General features: G+C 34.0%; 15 protein-coding genes. 13 read left to right on the top strand and 2 right to left on the bottom strand.

Features of this window, described 5'->3' with window-relative positions:
• The first annotated feature begins 23 nt into the window (after window positions 1-23).
• The 10 genes from B0A65_RS21595 (at window position 24) to argH (ending at window position 10,512) form a co-directional block, all read left to right on the top strand.
• Window positions 24-1,217 carry an argininosuccinate synthase gene (locus B0A65_RS21595; RefSeq protein ID WP_074657620.1) on the top strand — a complete coding sequence of 398 codons (1,194 nt, stop codon included), beginning with the start codon at window positions 24-26 and terminating at the stop codon, window positions 1,215-1,217.
• The gene (gene argC, locus B0A65_RS21590) at window positions 1,210-2,187 is read left to right on the top strand and encodes an N-acetyl-gamma-glutamyl-phosphate reductase (RefSeq protein WP_074657622.1); all 978 of its coding nucleotides are present in this window, start codon (window positions 1,210-1,212) and stop codon (window positions 2,185-2,187) included. Before B0A65_RS21595 ends, argC begins: the two co-directional genes overlap by 8 nt.
• Window positions 2,188-2,270: 83 nt before the next feature.
• A complete protein-coding gene (locus tag B0A65_RS21585; RefSeq protein WP_074657625.1) occupies window positions 2,271-3,410 on the top strand; it encodes an aspartate aminotransferase family protein in 1,140 nt (379 codons plus the stop codon).
• 9 nt (window positions 3,411-3,419) lie between these two features.
• Window positions 3,420-3,779, top strand: coding sequence for a hypothetical protein (locus B0A65_RS21580; protein WP_074657628.1), 360 nt, complete (start codon window positions 3,420-3,422; stop codon window positions 3,777-3,779).
• An 88-nt stretch (window positions 3,780-3,867) separates the two neighbouring features.
• Complete coding sequence (locus B0A65_RS21575; protein ID WP_074657631.1) at window positions 3,868-5,061, top strand: glutamate-5-semialdehyde dehydrogenase; 1,194 nt, start codon at window positions 3,868-3,870, stop codon at window positions 5,059-5,061.
• A 98-nt stretch (window positions 5,062-5,159) separates the two neighbouring features.
• The gene (proB, locus tag B0A65_RS21570) at window positions 5,160-5,921 is read left to right on the top strand and encodes a glutamate 5-kinase (RefSeq protein ID WP_074657634.1); all 762 of its coding nucleotides are present in this window, start codon (window positions 5,160-5,162) and stop codon (window positions 5,919-5,921) included.
• Between the two features lie 133 nt (window positions 5,922-6,054).
• Window positions 6,055-7,002, top strand: coding sequence for an N-acetylornithine carbamoyltransferase (locus B0A65_RS21565; RefSeq protein WP_056185276.1), 948 nt, complete (start codon window positions 6,055-6,057; stop codon window positions 7,000-7,002).
• Between the two features lie 94 nt (window positions 7,003-7,096).
• On the top strand, window positions 7,097-7,873 hold the full coding sequence (argB, locus tag B0A65_RS21560) for an acetylglutamate kinase (RefSeq protein ID WP_074657637.1): 777 nt from the start codon (window positions 7,097-7,099) through the stop codon (window positions 7,871-7,873).
• 190 nt (window positions 7,874-8,063) lie between these two features.
• Window positions 8,064-9,134, top strand: coding sequence for a M20 family metallo-hydrolase (locus B0A65_RS21555; protein WP_074657640.1), 1,071 nt, complete (start codon window positions 8,064-8,066; stop codon window positions 9,132-9,134).
• A gap of 97 nt (window positions 9,135-9,231) precedes the next feature.
• Window positions 9,232-10,512 (top strand): argininosuccinate lyase, encoded by a 1,281-nt coding sequence (gene argH / locus B0A65_RS21550; protein ID WP_074657642.1) that lies wholly within the window; start codon window positions 9,232-9,234, stop codon window positions 10,510-10,512.
• Between the two features lie 72 nt (window positions 10,513-10,584).
• Here argH and B0A65_RS21545 read toward each other — a convergent pair whose 3' ends face one another.
• A complete protein-coding gene (locus B0A65_RS21545) occupies window positions 10,585-11,898 on the bottom strand; it encodes a pectate lyase family protein (protein WP_074657645.1) in 1,314 nt (437 codons plus the stop codon).
• Window positions 11,899-12,122: 224 nt separating this feature from the next.
• On the opposite strand from B0A65_RS21545, the gene B0A65_RS21540 reads away from it, so the two are divergent.
• Window positions 12,123-13,124: a DUF2157 domain-containing protein gene (locus tag B0A65_RS21540; protein ID WP_074657648.1), complete on the top strand. Its 1,002-nt coding sequence runs from the start codon at window positions 12,123-12,125 to the stop codon at window positions 13,122-13,124.
• The gene (locus B0A65_RS21535; protein WP_074657650.1) at window positions 13,121-14,287 is read left to right on the top strand and encodes a hypothetical protein; all 1,167 of its coding nucleotides are present in this window, start codon (window positions 13,121-13,123) and stop codon (window positions 14,285-14,287) included. The genes B0A65_RS21540 and B0A65_RS21535 overlap by 4 nt, the downstream gene beginning before the upstream one ends.
• Before the next feature lie 94 nt (window positions 14,288-14,381).
• On the opposite strand, the gene ytxJ is transcribed toward B0A65_RS21535, so the two are convergent.
• Complete coding sequence (gene ytxJ / locus B0A65_RS21530) at window positions 14,382-14,771, bottom strand: bacillithiol system redox-active protein YtxJ (RefSeq protein ID WP_074658312.1); 390 nt, start codon at window positions 14,769-14,771, stop codon at window positions 14,382-14,384.
• Between the two features lie 207 nt (window positions 14,772-14,978).
• Between ytxJ and clpB the strand changes: the two genes are divergently transcribed.
• Window positions 14,979-17,582: an ATP-dependent chaperone ClpB gene (gene clpB, locus B0A65_RS21525; protein ID WP_074657653.1), complete on the top strand. Its 2,604-nt coding sequence runs from the start codon at window positions 14,979-14,981 to the stop codon at window positions 17,580-17,582.
• The last annotated feature ends 57 nt before the right edge of the window (window positions 17,583-17,639 follow it).

Raw genomic sequence — 17,639 nt, 5'->3', positions numbered from 1 at the left:
AGTATTAGCCTAAATTATATAAAATGAAAAAAGTTGTATTAGCTTATAGTGGAGGATTAGATACCTCGTATTGTTTGAAATATTTAAAAAATGAAAAAGGATACGAAGTTCACACCGTACTTGTAGATACAGGAGGATTTGATGCTGAAGAATTATCAGCAATTGAAAAAAGAGCTTACGAATTAGGAAGTGCACAACACGCAAATCTTACCATCGTAGATAAATATTATGATAAAGCGATAAAATATTTGATTTTCGGAAATGTATTAAAAAACAATACGTACCCATTATCAGTAAGTGCAGAGCGTGTTTTTCAGGCAATTGAAGCTATTAAATATGCTAAAAAAGTAGGAGCAAGCGCTATCGCACACGGAAGTACGGGTGCAGGAAATGACCAAATTCGTTTTGATTTGATTTTCCAGACTATTGCTCCGGAAATTGAAATTATCACGCCAATTAGAGACTTGAAACTTTCAAGACAAGAAGAAGTAGATTATTTAGCTAAAAATGGTGTTCACTATTCTTGGGAGAAAGCGCAATACTCTATCAATAAAGGGCTTTGGGGAACCAGTGTTGGAGGAAAAGAAACATTGACTTCTAGCCAGCCATTACCAGGTGATGCTTACCCTTCGCAATTGCAAAAAGAAGGCGAAGAGAAAGTAAGATTGCATTTTGAGCAAGGAGAATTGGTTGGGTTAAACGGTATAATGGATAAACCTTCTAATAATATTGTGGCTCTTGAAAAACTGGCAAATGCTTTTGCAATTGGTAGAGATATTCACGTTGGAGATACCATTATCGGAATTAAAGGAAGAGTTGGTTTTGAAGCTGCTGCTCCATTAATTATCATCAAAGCGCACCATTTATTAGAAAAACATACACTTGGAAAATGGCAACAATACTGGAAAGAACAATTAGGAAACTGGTACGGAATGTTATTTCACGAAGGTCAGTTTTTAGATCCGGTTATGAGAAATATCGAAACATTCTTGCAAGACACACAAAAAACTGTAAATGGTGTTGTAACCGTTTCTCTAAAACCATATCATTTTTCGCTTGACGGAATTGAATCAGATAATGATTTAATGAATACTGGTTTTGGTCAGTACGGAGAAATGAACAATGCCTGGACATCTGATGATGCAAAAGGATTTATTAAGATTTTAGGAAATGCCCAAAATATTTTTTCATCTGTAAATCATTTAGATCATGATTAATGTCGGAATAATTGGTGGTTCGGGCTACACAGCCGGAGAACTTATCAGAATATTAATGTATCATCCCAATGTAAATATCGATTTTGTTTACAGTACAACCAATTCAGGTAAACCGCTTTCTGTGGCGCATCACGATTTGTTGGGTGATATTGAAATGAATTTTACTGACACCATCAATCCAGAGGTAAATGTTGTGTTTTTGTGTCTTGGACACGGAAAATCGATTTCCTTTTTGAAGGAAAATCAATTTGCAAGTCATACTAAAATCATTGATTTAGGAAATGATTTCAGGTTAAATAAAGACGCTCATTTTGAAGGAAAAGATTTCGTTTACGGTTTGCCTGAATTGAACAAATCAGAAATTAAAAAAGCAAATTATATTGCTAATCCAGGTTGTTTTGCGACAGCGATTCAATTGGCACTATTGCCTTTAGCAAAACATAATCTGTTGAATAATGATGTTCATATTAATGCAACGACAGGAAGCACAGGAGCTGGAGTTGGACTTTCAGAAACTTCGCATTTTAGCTGGAGAAACAATAATATGTCGCATTATAAAGCTTTTGAACACCAGCACTTGGGAGAAATCTCAGAAAGTTTGGTGCAATTGCAGGATGATTTTGAAAGTGAATTGCTTTTTATTCCGAACAGAGGGGATTTTCCAAGAGGAATTTTTGCAACCTTATATACATCTTCTGACGAAAGTTTGGAGCAAACAGTTGCCAAATACGAAGATTTCTATATAAACGAACCGTTTGTGACGGTTACAACGACAAATATTAATATGAAACAAGTCGTACAAACCAACAAATGTATTATCAGTTTAATGAAAAAAGGAAACCGGATTTTAGTTACCTCAATTATTGACAACTTAACCAAAGGTGCTTCAGGACAAGCAATTCAAAACATGAATTTAATGTTCGGGTTAGAAGAAACCACCGGTTTACATTTGAAACCAAGCGGATTTTAAAATAGTAAGATGTTAGAAGTAAGATGTTAAACGTCTGTACTTAAACTTCTAACTTTTTACAGATAACATTTAACTTAGAAGAAATGAATTTATTTAACGTATACCCACTTTACGACATCACACCTGTAAAAGCAGTAGACTGTACCATTACAGACATTAACGGAGTGGAATATTTAGACTTATATAGCGGACATGGTGTGATTTCGATTGGCCATACGCAACCTGATTATGTTGAAAAACTAAAAAATCAGTTAGATCACTTAGGATTTTATTCGAATGCTATTCAGAATCCTTTGCAGGTTGAATTGGCTCAGAAATTAGGAAAACTTTCAGGATTAGAAGATTATGAACTGTTTTTGTGCAGTTCTGGAGCTGAAGCAAACGAAAATGCCTTAAAATTAGCGTCTTTCCATAACGGAAAATCAAGAGTTGTTGCTTTTGATAATTCTTTCCATGGAAGAACTTCTGCAGCAGTTGCTGTTACGGACAACAAAAAGATTGTTGCGCCAATTAATGCACAGCAAGTCGTTACTTTTTTACCATTAAACCAAATTGAATTAGTTGAAGCTGAACTTGCAAAAGGTGATGTAACTGCAGTTATTATTGAAGGAATTCAGGGAGTTGGTGGTTTAGACCAAGGAACTACCGAGTTTTTTCAGGCTTTAGAAAAAGCATGTAAAAAACATGATGTTGTTTTGATTTTGGATGAAGTACAATCTGGATATGGAAGAAGCGGAAAATTCTTTGCTTTCCAACATCACGGAATTAATGCTGATATTATTTCTGTAGCAAAAGGAATGGGGAACGGTTTTCCTGTTGGAGCGATTTTAATTTCTCCAAAATTTGAAGCAAGTTTCGGATTGCTAGGAACTACTTTCGGCGGAAGCCATTTATCTTGTGCAGCTGGAATTGCAGTTTTGGATGTAATTAAAAAACTAGATTTACAAAAGAATGTAAACGAAGTTTATGAATATTTCTTAGAACAAATCAAACAAGTTCCTGGAATCAAACAAGTAAAAGGAAAAGGCTTAATGCTTGGAGTTGAATTTGATTTTGATGTTGCTGCTTTAAGAAAGAAATTAATTATCGAGAAACATATTTTTACAGGAAGTGCAAACAACAAAAATCTGTTAAGAATTTTGCCGCCATTGACAGTGAAAAAATCAGATATTGATACATTTATTGTCGCTTTAAAAGAAAGTTTAGAAGAGCTTAAATATTAGAATTCTAAAATGAATATTTCAAAAAATTTTAAATCAAACAGAATATTTAGGATTTGGATGTACACAGTCAGTCATTCAACATTAATATTAAGAAGTGAAAAACAATATTCTGATGTTGTTTACGATTTTAATTACGATGATCCTGATACTACTATCGATTTAATTTTTAGTGTAGTCGATTTTATTTCTATTCCAGATTGGTTTGATAATGTTGAAATTGAGAAGCATGACGATAAATTTATTTTCAACAATAATCAAAATTGGTTTGTAAAAGCTGTTTTTTGTAATGTTGGAAAATATTCAGGAGAAAATGAAGATGATATTTGGCATCGAAACTTAGAATATAATGAAGTTATAAATATTAAATAAATATTCTAACAGGTTTCCAAAACCTGTTAGGTATCATAAAGTTTCCCTTAAAAGAAACAACCGAAAAACAACCAACCAACTATAAATTATGAATCCATTATCAATTGAAAAACGCAACCTCGTTTTGCGTTCCATGACAAAGCTGGTCGAGCAGGAGCGGAATCAAATAATTCTCACTAATCAGGAGGATTTATTGGCTTATGATGGCTCAGATTTAGCTATGGAAGAACGATTAAAAGTAGATGATAAAAAGGTTAATGAGATGATTTTATCATTGAATCAATTGGCTTCACAAGAAGATCCGGTTGGAGTAGAGCGTTTTCATTTTGTTCATGATAATGGAATCAAAGTCATTAATAAAACAGCTGCATTTGGGACGATTTTGATTATTTACGAATCGCGTCCCGACGTAACAATCGAAGCAGGTGGAATTGCTTTTAAATCCGGAAATAAGATTTTATTAAAAGGAGGGAAAGAATCCTTAAAATCAAACTTAAAGATTGTTGATCTATGGCATCAGGCTTTAGAAGAAAATGGAGTTTCTAAAGATTGGGTTGAATATTTGAATTATAATCGTACAGAAACACAAGCTTTCTTAGAAAAACCAACTCAAAAAGTAGATTTAATTGTTCCAAGGGGAGGAGAAAAGTTGATTGAATTTGTCAAAGCACACGCGACTTGTCCAGTTATTGTAAGCGGTCGCGGAAACAATTTTGTGTACGTTCATGAAAAAGCAGATACAGATTTGGCTTTAAAAGTAATTTTAAACGCTAAAACATCTAAAATTTCAGCTTGTAATGCAGTTGATAAGGTTTTAATCGATTCTAAATTACCTAATTTTGAAGGTTTTGTAGCTATTTTAATTGAAGAATTAAAAGAATTTAATGTTGAAGTAATTGTAGATGAATCTTTGAAAAGTTTTGAAGATACAGAAACACTTCAGAATGAAGATATTTGGTACGAAGAGTTTTTGGATTATAAAATTGTAATTGGAACAATTGATTCTGAGGCAAATGCGATTGAAAAAATCAATAAATATTGCGGAGGACATTCGGCAGTAATTATTACGAGAGACGATAAAGCAGCGCAGGAATTCATGGAAGCAGTTGATGCAGCAGCAGTGTATCAAAATGCTTCACCACGTTTTACAGATGGAGGACAATTCGGCTTGGGTGGAGAATTGGCTATAAGCACAGATAAATTGCACCAAAGAGGGCCAATTGGACTTCAGCATTTGGTTACTAATAAGTGGTACGTGTACGGAGAAGGACAAATCAGGTAATTGAGATAATTTGACAATTAGAAAATTAGAGAATGTTCAATTGAGTTTTGAAAAAACTTAGAATCTTAGTATCTCAGAACCTTAGCATCTTAGAAAAAATGAGCAAAAAAAGGATTTTATTAAAAATAGGAAGTAACACTTTAACCAAGGAAACCAACCATATTTCGCGGGGAAAGATTGAAGATATTGGTATGCAGATCGCCGCTTTGAATAAAGATTACGAATTTGTAATTGTGAGTTCAGGAGCAATCGCAGCCGCAAAACAATTTGTGAAACTAGAAAGTAAAGGCAAAGAAATTGCATTGAAACAAGCTTTGGCGTCGATTGGTCAACCCCATTTAATGCGGATTTTCCATGAAAATTTCAGTGATTTAGGTTTGTTGACATCGCAATGTTTATTGTCTTATTCTGATTTTGAAAAGCAGCAATCGAAAGTAAATATTGTCAATACAATTAATGTTTTGGTGGAGAATAATTACATTCCGATTATTAATGAAAATGATACCGTTGCCACAGATGAGATTCGGTTTGGAGATAATGATAAATTAGCGGCTTTAACAGCGGTTCTTTTAAATGTTGATATTCTGATTATTGCGACCAATACAAACGGAATTTATACGAAGGATTCTATTCATGATGAAAATCCTGAAACCATTAAATTAGTAAACGATTTAAAAGTATTAGAAAAAGAAATCGGAGAATCAAAATCATCACACGGTACAGGCGGAATGCAATCGAAAATTGAAGCAGCCGGAATTGCAAAAGCCGCCAACATAGAAACCTGGATCGTAAACGGATTAAATGATAATTTTATTTTAAAAGCATTAAAGGAGGAAATTCCGTTTACCAGAATAGTTTAATTGTTTATTTGTTTAATCGTTTAATCGATTGAATAAAGAACCATAGAGAACTATTTAAAAGCATAGAAGTTAAATTTGTTTAGTTAAGAAACCGATTAAACAAATTAACGATTAACCGATTAAACAAAAAGTTATGAATTATATTTCAATTCAAGATATCAACTCATTATCAAAATGGGTAAAAAGCGCATTAAAAATCAAAAAAAATCCGCTTAAAAATCAAAGTTTAGGAAAGAACAAAACATTAGGAATGTTATTCTTTAATCCGAGTTTAAGAACGCGTTTGAGTACTCAAAAAGCAGCTTTAAACTTAGGAATGAATGTTATGGTAATGAACTTTACCAACGAAGGCTGGACATTAGAGTTCGAAGACGGGGCTGTTATGAATTCTGGTGCTTCAGAACATATTAAAGAAGCAGCAGAAGTCGTTTCTCAATATTGCGATATTATCGCTATTCGTGCATTCGCAGGTCTGGCAGACAAAGAAAAAGATTATGCTGAAACCGTTATTTCAGGATTCTTGAAACACGCAACTGTTCCAATCGTTAATATGGAAAGTGCCGTGCGTCATCCATTACAGTCTTTGGCAGATGCAATTACAATGGAAGAATATAAAACGAAACACAAACCAAAAGTGGTCCTTTCCTGGGCACCGCATCCAAAAGCTTTGCCTCAGGCGGTTGCCAATTCATTTGTAGAAATGATGCAAATGCAAAAAGATATGGATTTTGTAATCACACATCCGGAAGGTTACGAATTGAGTCCAGAAATTACCAAAGATTGTAAAATAGAATACGATCAAAATAAAGCATTCGAAAATGCAGATTTCGTTTACGTGAAAAACTGGAGTAATTTTAATGACTACGGAAAAGTAACCAATATCGACCCAAGCTGGACAGTTACTGCTGAAAAAATGGCTTTGACAAACAACGGAAAGTTTATGCACTGCCTCCCTGTGCGTCGTAATGTAATTGTAAGCGACGAAGTAATTGATAGCGAAAATTCAATTGTAATTCAGCAAGCGAATAACAGAACATATTCAGCGCAATTAGTTTTACAAAAGATTTTGAAGAAATTATAATTTTTTAAGGGACTAAGGTTCTAAGTTTCTAAGATACTAAGAAACTGCCGATTAAAAACCTTAGTTCCTTAGAACCTTAGCAACTTAGAACCTAATGAAAGAAGTTACCGTAATAAAAATTGGTGGAAATATAATCGACAATCCAACAGAACTAGAACAATTCCTAACTGATTTTTCTAAAATAGAAGGATATAAAGTTTTGGTTCATGGCGGTGGAAAATCGGCTACAAAAATGGCACAAAGTATTGGTTTAACGCCTCAAATGATTGAAGGTCGCCGAATTACAGATGCTCCAATGCTTGATGTTGTGGTAATGATTTATGCAGGAGAAATCAATAAAAATGTTGTAGCGCAATTGCAGGCAAAAGACAATAATGCAATGGGATTTTCAGGAGCTGACGGGAATTTAATTCAGTCAGTAAAAAGAAACCATCCAACAATTGATTATGGATTTGTAGGCGATGTAAAAAAAGTGAACACAGCTTTGTTAAAAACATTGCTTGAAAGCGGAATTGTACCCGTTTTCTGCGCGATCACGCACGATAAAAACGGTCAATTATTAAACACAAATGCCGATACCATTGCAAGCGAATTATCAATTGCTTTGTCTGAAGTTTTTGATGTTACACTAACATATTGTTTCGAAAAACAAGGCGTTTTACAAGATTCAGAAGATGATTCATCTGTAATTACAGAAATAAATGAAGCGTTGTATAATAAGTTAAAAGAAGAAAAAGTAATTCATTCCGGAATGATTCCGAAATTGGATAACTGCTTCAACAGCTTGTCAAGAGGTGTTCAGAAAATCAAAATTGGACATCATAGAATGTTGCAAAATCCAGATGTTTTGCATACTACAATTACATTATAAAAAATAGCCACAGATTAAATGATTAAAAGGATTTATAAATCTGCGAAAATTGTTTTAATCTGTGGCAAAAAAATAGAATTGCGGAAGGTGTTTTAAATATTAATTTAAGAAATTTGCGCATATTAAAAATGTCACAGATTTAATAAAAACTTTGTGACTTCGAGCCTTCGTGGCAAAGAAACCATTAACTATGAAAAATATTGCAACGCTTACCCAGGAAGCAATTAGTTTATTAAAAAGGCTTATCGAAACCCCTTCATTTTCAAGTGAAGAAGATCAAACGGCTCTTCTAATAGAAAATTGGTTCAATCAAAACGAAATTCCTTTTAAAAGAGAAAATAACAATGTTTGGGCATTCAATAAGTATTTCGACGAAAATAAACCAACACTTTTACTGAATTCTCACCATGATACGGTTAAACCAAATCAAGCTTATACAAACGATCCTTTTAAAGCAATTGAAAAAGACGGGAAATTATATGGGTTAGGAAGTAATGATGCCGGAGGCTGTCTGGTTTCATTGTTGGCAACTTTTGTTCATTTTTATGAGAATCAAAACTTGTCGCATAATTTGGTAATTGTGGCTTCCGCCGAAGAAGAAAGCAGCGGAAAAAATGGTTTAAACAGCGTTTTAAAACATTTACCAGAATTAGATTGTGCCATTGTAGGCGAACCTACATTAATGCAATTGGCTGTAGCCGAGAAAGGGTTATTGGTTTTAGATGTAAAAGTAAAAGGAACTGCAAGCCACGCCGCGCATCAAAATGATGATAATGCATTATACAAAGCAATTCCGGTAATGGAATGGTTTAAAAACTATAAATTCGATAAAATTTCTGATGTTTTAGGTCCTGTAAAAATGACCGTAACGCAGATTAGTGCAGGAAAACAGCATAATGTTGTGCCGTCAGAATGTGATTTGGTCGTTGATATTCGTGTAACTGATCGTTATTCAAATACGGAGATTTTAGAAGTGGTAAAGGCAAACGTAAATGCCGAAGTAACGCCAAGATCAATGCATTTAAATGCTTCGTCTATTCCAATTGCACACGGTTTAGTTCAGGCCGGAATTGCATTGGGTAGAACAACGTACGGATCACCAACACTTTCAGATCAATCCGTTTTAAGCTGTCAGTCTTTAAAACTAGGACCAGGAGAAACACTGCGGTCACATTCAGCAGACGAATTTATTTTTGTAAATGAAATTGAAGAAGGAGTCGACTTGTATATCAAAATACTAAGCGATTTCTTTAAATTATAAGAAAAGAAAAACCGCCACGAATTCACGAATTATTTTAAAATTAATTCGTGAATTCGTGGCGGAAAACTAACCGTAATAGGATCTAAAAATATCACCTATGAAACTTTGGGAAAAAGGAATACCAACAGATAAACAAATTGAACATTTCACCGTTGGAAACGATCGTGAATTAGATTTAGTTTTGGCAAAATACGATGCTTTAGGTTCAATTGCACACGCTAAAATGCTGGGGCAAATTGGTTTATTAACTTTAGAAGAAACAACTTCTTTGGTTGATGCATTAAACGATATTATTGCTGATATCGTAGTTGGAAATTTCGAAATTGAAGACAGTTTTGAAGATGTGCATTCTAAAATCGAATATTTATTGACAGTAAAACTTGGCGATGCCGGAAAGAAAATCCACACCGCGCGTTCACGTAACGATCAGGTTTTGGTTGATGTTCATTTGTATTTAAAAGATGAATTAAAAGCCATAAAAGAGCAGGTAAAAACATTATTCGACTTGTTGATGGAATCAGCAGAGAAACACCAAAACGTTTTATTACCAGGTTATACGCATTTACAAATCGCTATGCCATCGTCATTCGGAATGTGGTTTTCTGCTTATGCCGAAAGTTTAATTGATGATGTAACAATGCTGAATGCAGCGTTGAAAATTGTGGATCAAAATCCACTAGGATCTGCTGCAGGTTACGGAAGTTCTTTTCCAATCAACAGAACATTTACAACTCAGGAGTTAGGTTTTGAAACCTTAAAATTTAATGCTGTTGCGGCACAAATGAGTCGTGGAAAAGCAGAAAAAACAGTTGCTTTCGCTATGAGCAGTGTTGCAGCAACTTTATCAAAATTTGCAATGGATGTTTGTTTGTATATGAGTCAGAATTTTGATTTTATCAGTCTTCCGGCGCATCTTACAACAGGTTCAAGTATTATGCCGCACAAGAAAAACCCTGATGTTTTCGAATTAATCAGAGGGAAATGTAATAAGATTCAGGCGCTTCCATACGAGATCACTTTAATCACGAATAATCTTCCAAGCGGTTATCACAGGGATTTACAACTTTTAAAAGAAGGCTTGTTTCCGGCACTTCAAAACTTAAAAGCATGTTTGGATATTGCGATTTTCTCTGTAAAAGATATTACCGTTAAAGACAATATTTTAAAAGATAAAAAATACGATTATTTGTTTACGGTTGATACTTTAAACGAAATGGTTGTGGCTGGAATGCCTTTTAGAGATGCTTACAAAGCCGTTGCAGAACAACTGGAAGCAGGAACTTATCAATCTCCAAAAGAAACAAAACACACGCACGAAGGCAGTATCAATAATCTGTGTTTGGATGCCATTAAAGATAAAATGAAAGCTGCTTTTTAAAGTTGACTATTTCAAAAAAGAAAGCCGATTTGTTTAAATGCAAATCGGCTTTCTTTTTATTAGCGTTGATTCTTAGTTTTTTATAAACTTGAAAGTTTTGATTCTCTTGTCAATTTGAATTTTACAGATATAATTCCCTTTTGCTAAACTTCCCATATTTAATTCAATTTTTTCATCAGCAGTAATGTTTTTCGAATTGGAATATACTTTTGATCCATTTGCAGAAAATATACTTATAAGTGCCGTTCCATTTTCTTTATTTGAAAACTGAACATATAACAAACTGTCTATAACAGTTGGGTAATATTTTAAATCTAAATTGTTTGCATTTTCTGCAATTCCTAAATTACTACAAGAGGTAGAAATTACACCAGCAGCAGAAACCTGAAGCGTTGCTCCGGCACCACAGGATGTATTAGCAATGGATCCTGCAACATCTGAAACAGGAAGAGTAGTGTAGGTATAGGCAGGTTTAGTAACGGCTTCGCCATAATCAGCTGAAGCTTTCAGGCAGTTTGAAAACACAATTCCAACTGTTCCTCCGTCAGTACTAATATAATTTTTAAATGCTGTTCCTATTTTAGCAAAGTCAGTTCCTTCAACATAACAAGTCGAATTTTTATCACCACCGCCCAAACCAATAGCCAGTGAGCTTGTCACAGAAGTATTGTAATAGCAATTCAGAATATGAAGTTCAGTATTGCGGCCACGTGGCATACGTTCTCTGCAGCCATCGGCCCAATAACAGTTTTTAAAAGTAATACTATAATGACCATCAGCTGGAAAATCACTTTTTCCTGAACCAACTAAATTGGTAAATCTATGATCATCGGCACCACCGGAACCTCCCGCTTTAGGAGTTTTTAGATAGGTAAATTTACACCATGAAATGGTAACATTATCAGCAGCTCCTTTGTTATCAAAATTACCGTCCATTCCATCCTGAAATTCACAATGATCAACCCAGATATTAGTTGCCTCTGAAGTAAGATTATCGTGACCATCAACATCATAAGCGCCCGGACCCTCAAATATTAGGTTTCGTATAATAATATTATTTGAACCTGGCTTTAAACTCAGGATTCCGGATCCGGCAGCAGTCTGATCTGTATTGACCAATCTTGCGCCAGGTAATCCAATAATAGTTTTATCATTGACTAGTACACTTGTATATGAAAATGCAATAGTTCCTGATACTAAAATAACCTGTGGAGTTGTTAATTTTAATTTTGCTGTTAAATCAGTATAAGTAGAAACGGTTACAGGAGCTGTGTTTCCGCCTCCCGTAGCGGCAGCTCCATAGCCTTCTGGTGCCGTCATAAAATAATTTTGTGCAGACAGGTTGGTTAAGCCCATTGCAAAAATAAATACAATTAGTTTTTTCATTTTAAGTAAATGTTTGGTTTCTCATAAAGTAAAGCGGTTTAATGTAATCGATTACACGAATGTAATAATAAAAATGAAACAGTATGTTTTTTTTGTAAAATATTATACTTTCTAATTTTTAAATTCTATAAAATCAAGTAAAACAGGAAAGATTTTGTTTACAAAAAAAAGCTTGATTGAAGCAAAAAAGACTATTTTTGATTTGCTATTTATAAAACCAAAACATGAATAAATTTGATGACCAGGCGACGCAAGCGCTGCTGGATAAGAGTTTAATTACTGAGAATCAATATCAGGAAATTACGGCTTATCGAAATCTGAATATTTTCTCATTAAATGCAGAACTGAAACTTTTCCTGTATTTATCCGTTTTACTTTTTACTTCCGGAATTGGAATTTTGATTTATAAAAATATCGACAGTATTGGTCATATTGCCATTCTTTCGATATTGCTTATTGTTATCGCAGTTTGTTTTTATTACTGCTTTAAAAACTCAAAAGGATTTCAGAGAACAGAAACTGCTTTTGAGAATCCAATTTTAGAATATTTAGTTTTAGCGGCCAATATTCTGACTTGCATTTTTATTGGTTATCTGCAATTCCAGTATAAACCTTTTGGGACGCATTATGATCTGGCAACTTTAATTCCAACAATAGTTAGTTTCTTTTGTGCCTATTATTTTGATAATAAAAGTGTTTTAACTATTGCTATTACTGGTTTAGCAGCTTATATCGGACTTTCGGTGACGCCACAGGATTTATTGCATAATGATTTTTATGCCAATCCAAACCTGAGTTATTCAGCCATTATTTTGGGCGGTTTACTTATTTTGTATACCATTTATAGTTCAAAAATAAATCTCAAAACGCATTTTAATATCATCTATCTAACTTTTGCTTTGCATTTAATAAGTATTGCATCTATAAGTAATCTTGTAGGCGATAACAGCGATGGTGGTATTTGGATGCTTTTTGGATTAGTTTTATTAGCTTCATCGTATTATTTTTATAAGGTGAGCCATAAAATTAAGGCAATGTCACTATATGTTTTTATGATTGTTTACGCTTATATTGGTTTGAATATATTTTTATTCCGAATTTTTGATACTATTGATTCCTCAGATATCTGGAGATTGTTTGTTTTTCTTCTGCCTATCTATTTTATTGGTTCAATAGTATTATTTATTAAATTGATTAAAAACTTCCATAAAGAAATAACCGAATGATAGCGCACGATAAACAATTACTGAACGATTTGGCATTGTTGGAAGAAGCGAATTCTTTGCAAAATGCTGGTTTTATTAGTAAAGAACAAAGAGATTTAATAAAAAAAGAGTTGCCAGATTTTCATACTCAAAAGAATATTCTGGTTCGTTTGGGATTCTTTTTATTAGGATCATTTTTGTACGCATCAATTTGCGGAGCGATTTCTTTAATTGGAATGTTTGGTGATACGTTATACTTCAAAATCTGTTGTTATATTTTTGCAGGAATTGGTTTTGCAGGAGCAGAAATTCTAGCCAATCAAAAATATTATAAACATGGTTTAGATGATGCCTTTAGTTTAGGAACCATTTTAAATATTGGTTTAGCTATCGGAATTTCAACTGATGGATACGAATTGATTATTGTTATTTTTATGGCAATTGCAGCGTTTGTAATCTACAAACGATATTTGCATTTGCCATCTTTATTGGCTTTTTGTTTGGCAAGTTCAGCAGTTTTATTTTACGGACTATTTGAATTTGGTCCAATCGGAAAAACTATTTTGCCTTTTGTTGCAATGTTTGTTTCTGCAGGATTTTATTTTTTTACTAAAAAATCAATTGCTAATCGTACAGAAAGTTATTATTACAAAGGCCTTTTGTTAGCCAATAGTTTCTGTTTAGTTCTTTTCTATCTTTCATGCAATTATTTGGTTGTGAGAGAACTTTCTGTAATGCTTTTAGGAAATGAAATTCTTCCGGGAACCGATATTCCTTTTGCTTATTTCTTTTATGCTTTTACACTAATTGTTCCAATTGTTTATTTGGTACAAGCTTTAAAGACAAAGGACAGAATAATGCTTTGGATCAGCTTTTTAGCCATTGGTTTTTCAATTTACACCATCCGATTCTATTATTCTGTTTTGCCAATTGAAGTTGCCTTAACGCTTGGTGGGTTAGTGTTATTTGCAATAGCTTATTTCTCTATAAAGAAATTAAAAGAGAAGGAAAGTGGATTGACTTTTAAACCGGACAGAATCAATAATTCAAATGCAATTTTAAATGCTGAAGCCCTAATTGTAGCCTCGGCTTTTGGAATGAAACCAGCAGTAAAACCACAAGATTCCCCAATGGAATTTGGAGGTGGAGGTTTTAGCGGCGGAGGTTCAGAAGGAAATTTTTAGAGTTGTGAAATGATTTTTGTAAAATGTAAAATGTGAATTGTGAGAAATATAACATCTCACAATTCACATTTTACATTTTACATTTTACAAAAAACTAAACTTTACTTTTCAATGCCTCAGCATCAATATCGCTATGCGAAACATCATAAACAGCTTTGCCATTTTTAATCAAGATAAGCTGTGGTGATTCATGATAAACACCAAATTTATTGGCAATTTCATTTGAAACGTCACGATGTTCGATTAAATCTAAAAAGAAAGCATCAACCGTTTCGTCTAAATCATAATCTCTTTCGAATTGTTTTAAGGCAAAACGACTTATACTGCATCTGGTGCTATGCTTAAAAATTACGATAGGCTTAACATTAGACATGTTCTCTATATCATTTAACTGTGCTAAATTTGTAAGAGGAATCCAGTTTACATTTCTTTTTTGTGACTCAGGATTGTCTGAATTTCCGAAGATAGAATTTAAAAAACTCATATTTTGACTGTGTTTATGACTTTTTGACATTTAAAATTAGGTAAAAACCAGTTTTAAATGTCAATTTGTCTGTATTTTTAGAATGGAATATAATTTGAAAGTTCATTAGCAAAATTACACCATTTAAAATTAAAAAGTGGATTCAATAAATTCGAATTTTAATGGTATCGATTATTAAAATAAAAATCAAACCTAAATATTAGATATATGAACATAAATAAATTTACAACTAAATCGCAGGAAGCCATTCAGCTTTCACAGCAATTGGCACAACGATACGGACAACAACAAATAGAAAACGAACACATTTTTAAAGCCATTTTTGAGGTTGATGAAAATGTAGCACCGTTTATTTTGAAAAAACTGAATGTAAATGTGCCGTTGTTTTTACAAATATTAGATTCAACTATTCAAAGCTTTCCAAAGGTTTCCGGAGGCGATATTATGCTTTCCAGAGATGCGAATAAAGCGTTGAATGAAGCAGAAATCATTGCACAAAAAATGAACGACGAATACGTTTCGATCGAGCATTTAATTTTGGCTATTTTCGACTCAAAAAGCAAAGTGGCTCAAATTTTAAAGGATCAGGGCGTTACCGGAAAAGCTTTAAAAGCAACAATTGAAGAACTTAGAAAAGGGGAGAGAGTAACCTCGGCATCAGCAGAGGAAACATATAATGCCCTAAATAAATACGCTAAAAACTTAAACGAATTAGCGCGTGAGGGAAAACTGGATCCGGTTATCGGGCGCGATGAAGAAATTCGTCGTGTATTGCAAATTTTGACCAGAAGAACCAAAAACAACCCAATGTTGGTTGGTGAACCAGGAGTTGGTAAAACTGCTATTGCAGAAGGTCTAGCACACAGAATTGTTGATGGCGACGTGCCTGAAAACTTAAAAGATAAAATAGTTTTCTCTTTAGATATGGGAGCATTGATTGCCGGTGCAAAGTACAAAGGAGAATTTGAAGAAAGATTAAAATCGGTAGTAAAAGAAGTTACCGCTGCCGAAGGTGATATTGTTTTATTTATTGATGAGATTCATACCCTTGTTGGTGCAGGTGGAGGAGAAGGTGCTATGGATGCAGCTAATATCCTGAAACCAGCCTTGGCTCGTGGAGAATTAAGAGCGATTGGAGCAACAACTTTAGACGAGTATCAAAAATATTTTGAAAAAGATAAAGCTTTAGAACGTCGTTTTCAAAAGGTTTTAGTAGATGAACCGGATACCGAAAGTGCGATCTCGATTTTGCGTGGAATCAAAGAAAAATACGAAACACATCATAAAGTTCAAATTAAAGATGAAGCAATTATTGCTGCTGTTGAACTTTCGCAACGTTATATTACGAATCGTTTTCTACCGGATAAAGCCATTGATTTAATGGACGAAGCGGCTTCTAAATTGCGTATGGAAATCAATTCAAAACCAGAAGAATTGGATGTTTTGGATCGTAAAATCATGCAATTAGAAATTGAGATTGAAGCTATTAAACGTGAAAAAGAAGAGAATAAACTCAAGCTTTTGCGTATGGATTTGGCCAATTTGAAAGAAGAGCGAAATGAAATTTATGCAAAATGGAAATCGGAGAAAGACGTTGTGGACGGAATCCAGTCCGTAAAACAAGAAATTGAAGATTTTAAATATGAAGCAGAGCGTGCAGAACGCGATGGTGATTACGGAAAAGTAGCTGAAATTCGTTACGGAAAAATTAAGGAAGCGCAGGAACGTCTGGATGTTTTATTGAAACAATTGCAGGAATACCAATCAGGTAACTCTTTAATAAAAGAAGAAGTTACACGTGAAGATATCGCCGAAGTTGTTGCAAAATGGACCGGAATTCCGGTAATGAAAATGCTTCAGACAGAAAGAGAGAAACTGCTTCACCTGGAAGAAGAATTACACAGAAGAGTAGTAGGTCAGGAAGAAGCGATCGAAGCTGTGAGTGATGCCGTACGCAGAAGCCGCGCAGGTTTACAGGATATGAAAAAACCTGTTGGAACATTCTTATTTTTAGGAACAACAGGAGTGGGTAAAACAGAGTTGGCAAAAGCTTTGGCCGAATATCTTTTTGATGACGAAAATGCCATGACGCGTATCGATATGAGTGAGTATCAGGAGCGCCACAGTGTGAGCCGTTTAGTTGGTGCGCCTCCGGGATATGTCGGCTATGATGAAGGTGGACAATTGACAGAAGCCGTTCGTAGAAAACCTTATTCTGTGATTTTGTTAGATGAGATCGAAAAAGCGCATCCCGACACTTTCAATATTTTATTGCAGGTTTTAGATGAAGGACGTTTGACAGATAATAAGGGTCGTTTGGCTGATTTCAAAAACACCATTATCATCATGACATCCAATATGGGAAGTCAGATTATACAGGAGAAATTTGAGAATTTAAAAGGAAGTATCGATTCTGCAACCGAAGCTGCCAAAGTGGAAGTTTTAGGATTATTAAAACAAACTGTTCGTCCGGAATTTATAAATCGTATTGACGAAATCGTAATGTTTACGCCACTAACGGTTGATAATATCTCCAGAATTGTGAGCTTACAATTGAAAAGCGTTAGCAAAATGCTGGCTTTACAAGGTATTACAATGGATGCAACGCCCGAAGGAATCAAATATCTTTCAGATAAAGGTTATGATCCTGAATTTGGTGCAAGACCAGTAAAACGCGTAATTCAAAGAGAAGTTTTAAATCAATTGTCAAAAGAAATTCTGGCAGGAAATATTACAACAGACAGTATTATTTTAATAGATGCTTTCGACGGAAAATTGGTTTTCAGAAACCAAACACACCCAGTCGCATAACTTAAAAAATATTTTTTTTTTAAAACACCAGTTTAAAGCTGGTGTTTTTTTTTGAAT

Source organism: Flavobacterium frigidimaris (assembly GCF_002217275.1).
GTDB classification, from domain to species: domain Bacteria; phylum Bacteroidota; class Bacteroidia; order Flavobacteriales; family Flavobacteriaceae; genus Flavobacterium; species Flavobacterium aquidurense.
This window is presented reverse-complemented; position numbering and strand designations above follow the sequence as displayed.

Excerpts from the sequence above, each read along its gene's own strand:
- B0A65_RS21595 (WP_074657620.1), top strand. The coding sequence starts at position 24 with ATGAAAAAAGTTGTATTAGCTTATAGTGGAGGATTAGATACCTCGTAT.
- argC (WP_074657622.1), top strand. The coding sequence starts at position 1,210 with ATGATTAATGTCGGAATAATTGGTGGTTCGGGCTACACAGCCGGAGAA.
- B0A65_RS21585 (WP_074657625.1), top strand. The coding sequence starts at position 2,271 with ATGAATTTATTTAACGTATACCCACTTTACGACATCACACCTGTAAAA.
- B0A65_RS21580 (WP_074657628.1), top strand. The coding sequence starts at position 3,420 with ATGAATATTTCAAAAAATTTTAAATCAAACAGAATATTTAGGATTTGG.
- B0A65_RS21575 (WP_074657631.1), top strand. The coding sequence starts at position 3,868 with ATGAATCCATTATCAATTGAAAAACGCAACCTCGTTTTGCGTTCCATG.
- proB (WP_074657634.1), top strand. The coding sequence starts at position 5,160 with ATGAGCAAAAAAAGGATTTTATTAAAAATAGGAAGTAACACTTTAACC.
- B0A65_RS21565 (WP_056185276.1), top strand. The coding sequence starts at position 6,055 with ATGAATTATATTTCAATTCAAGATATCAACTCATTATCAAAATGGGTA.
- argB (WP_074657637.1), top strand. The coding sequence starts at position 7,097 with ATGAAAGAAGTTACCGTAATAAAAATTGGTGGAAATATAATCGACAAT.
- B0A65_RS21555 (WP_074657640.1), top strand. The coding sequence starts at position 8,064 with ATGAAAAATATTGCAACGCTTACCCAGGAAGCAATTAGTTTATTAAAA.
- argH (WP_074657642.1), top strand. The coding sequence starts at position 9,232 with ATGAAACTTTGGGAAAAAGGAATACCAACAGATAAACAAATTGAACAT.
- B0A65_RS21545 (WP_074657645.1), bottom strand. The coding sequence starts at position 11,898 with ATGAAAAAACTAATTGTATTTATTTTTGCAATGGGCTTAACCAACCTG.
- B0A65_RS21540 (WP_074657648.1), top strand. The coding sequence starts at position 12,123 with ATGAATAAATTTGATGACCAGGCGACGCAAGCGCTGCTGGATAAGAGT.
- B0A65_RS21535 (WP_074657650.1), top strand. The coding sequence starts at position 13,121 with ATGATAGCGCACGATAAACAATTACTGAACGATTTGGCATTGTTGGAA.
- ytxJ (WP_074658312.1), bottom strand. The coding sequence starts at position 14,771 with ATGAGTTTTTTAAATTCTATCTTCGGAAATTCAGACAATCCTGAGTCA.
- clpB (WP_074657653.1), top strand. The coding sequence starts at position 14,979 with ATGAACATAAATAAATTTACAACTAAATCGCAGGAAGCCATTCAGCTT.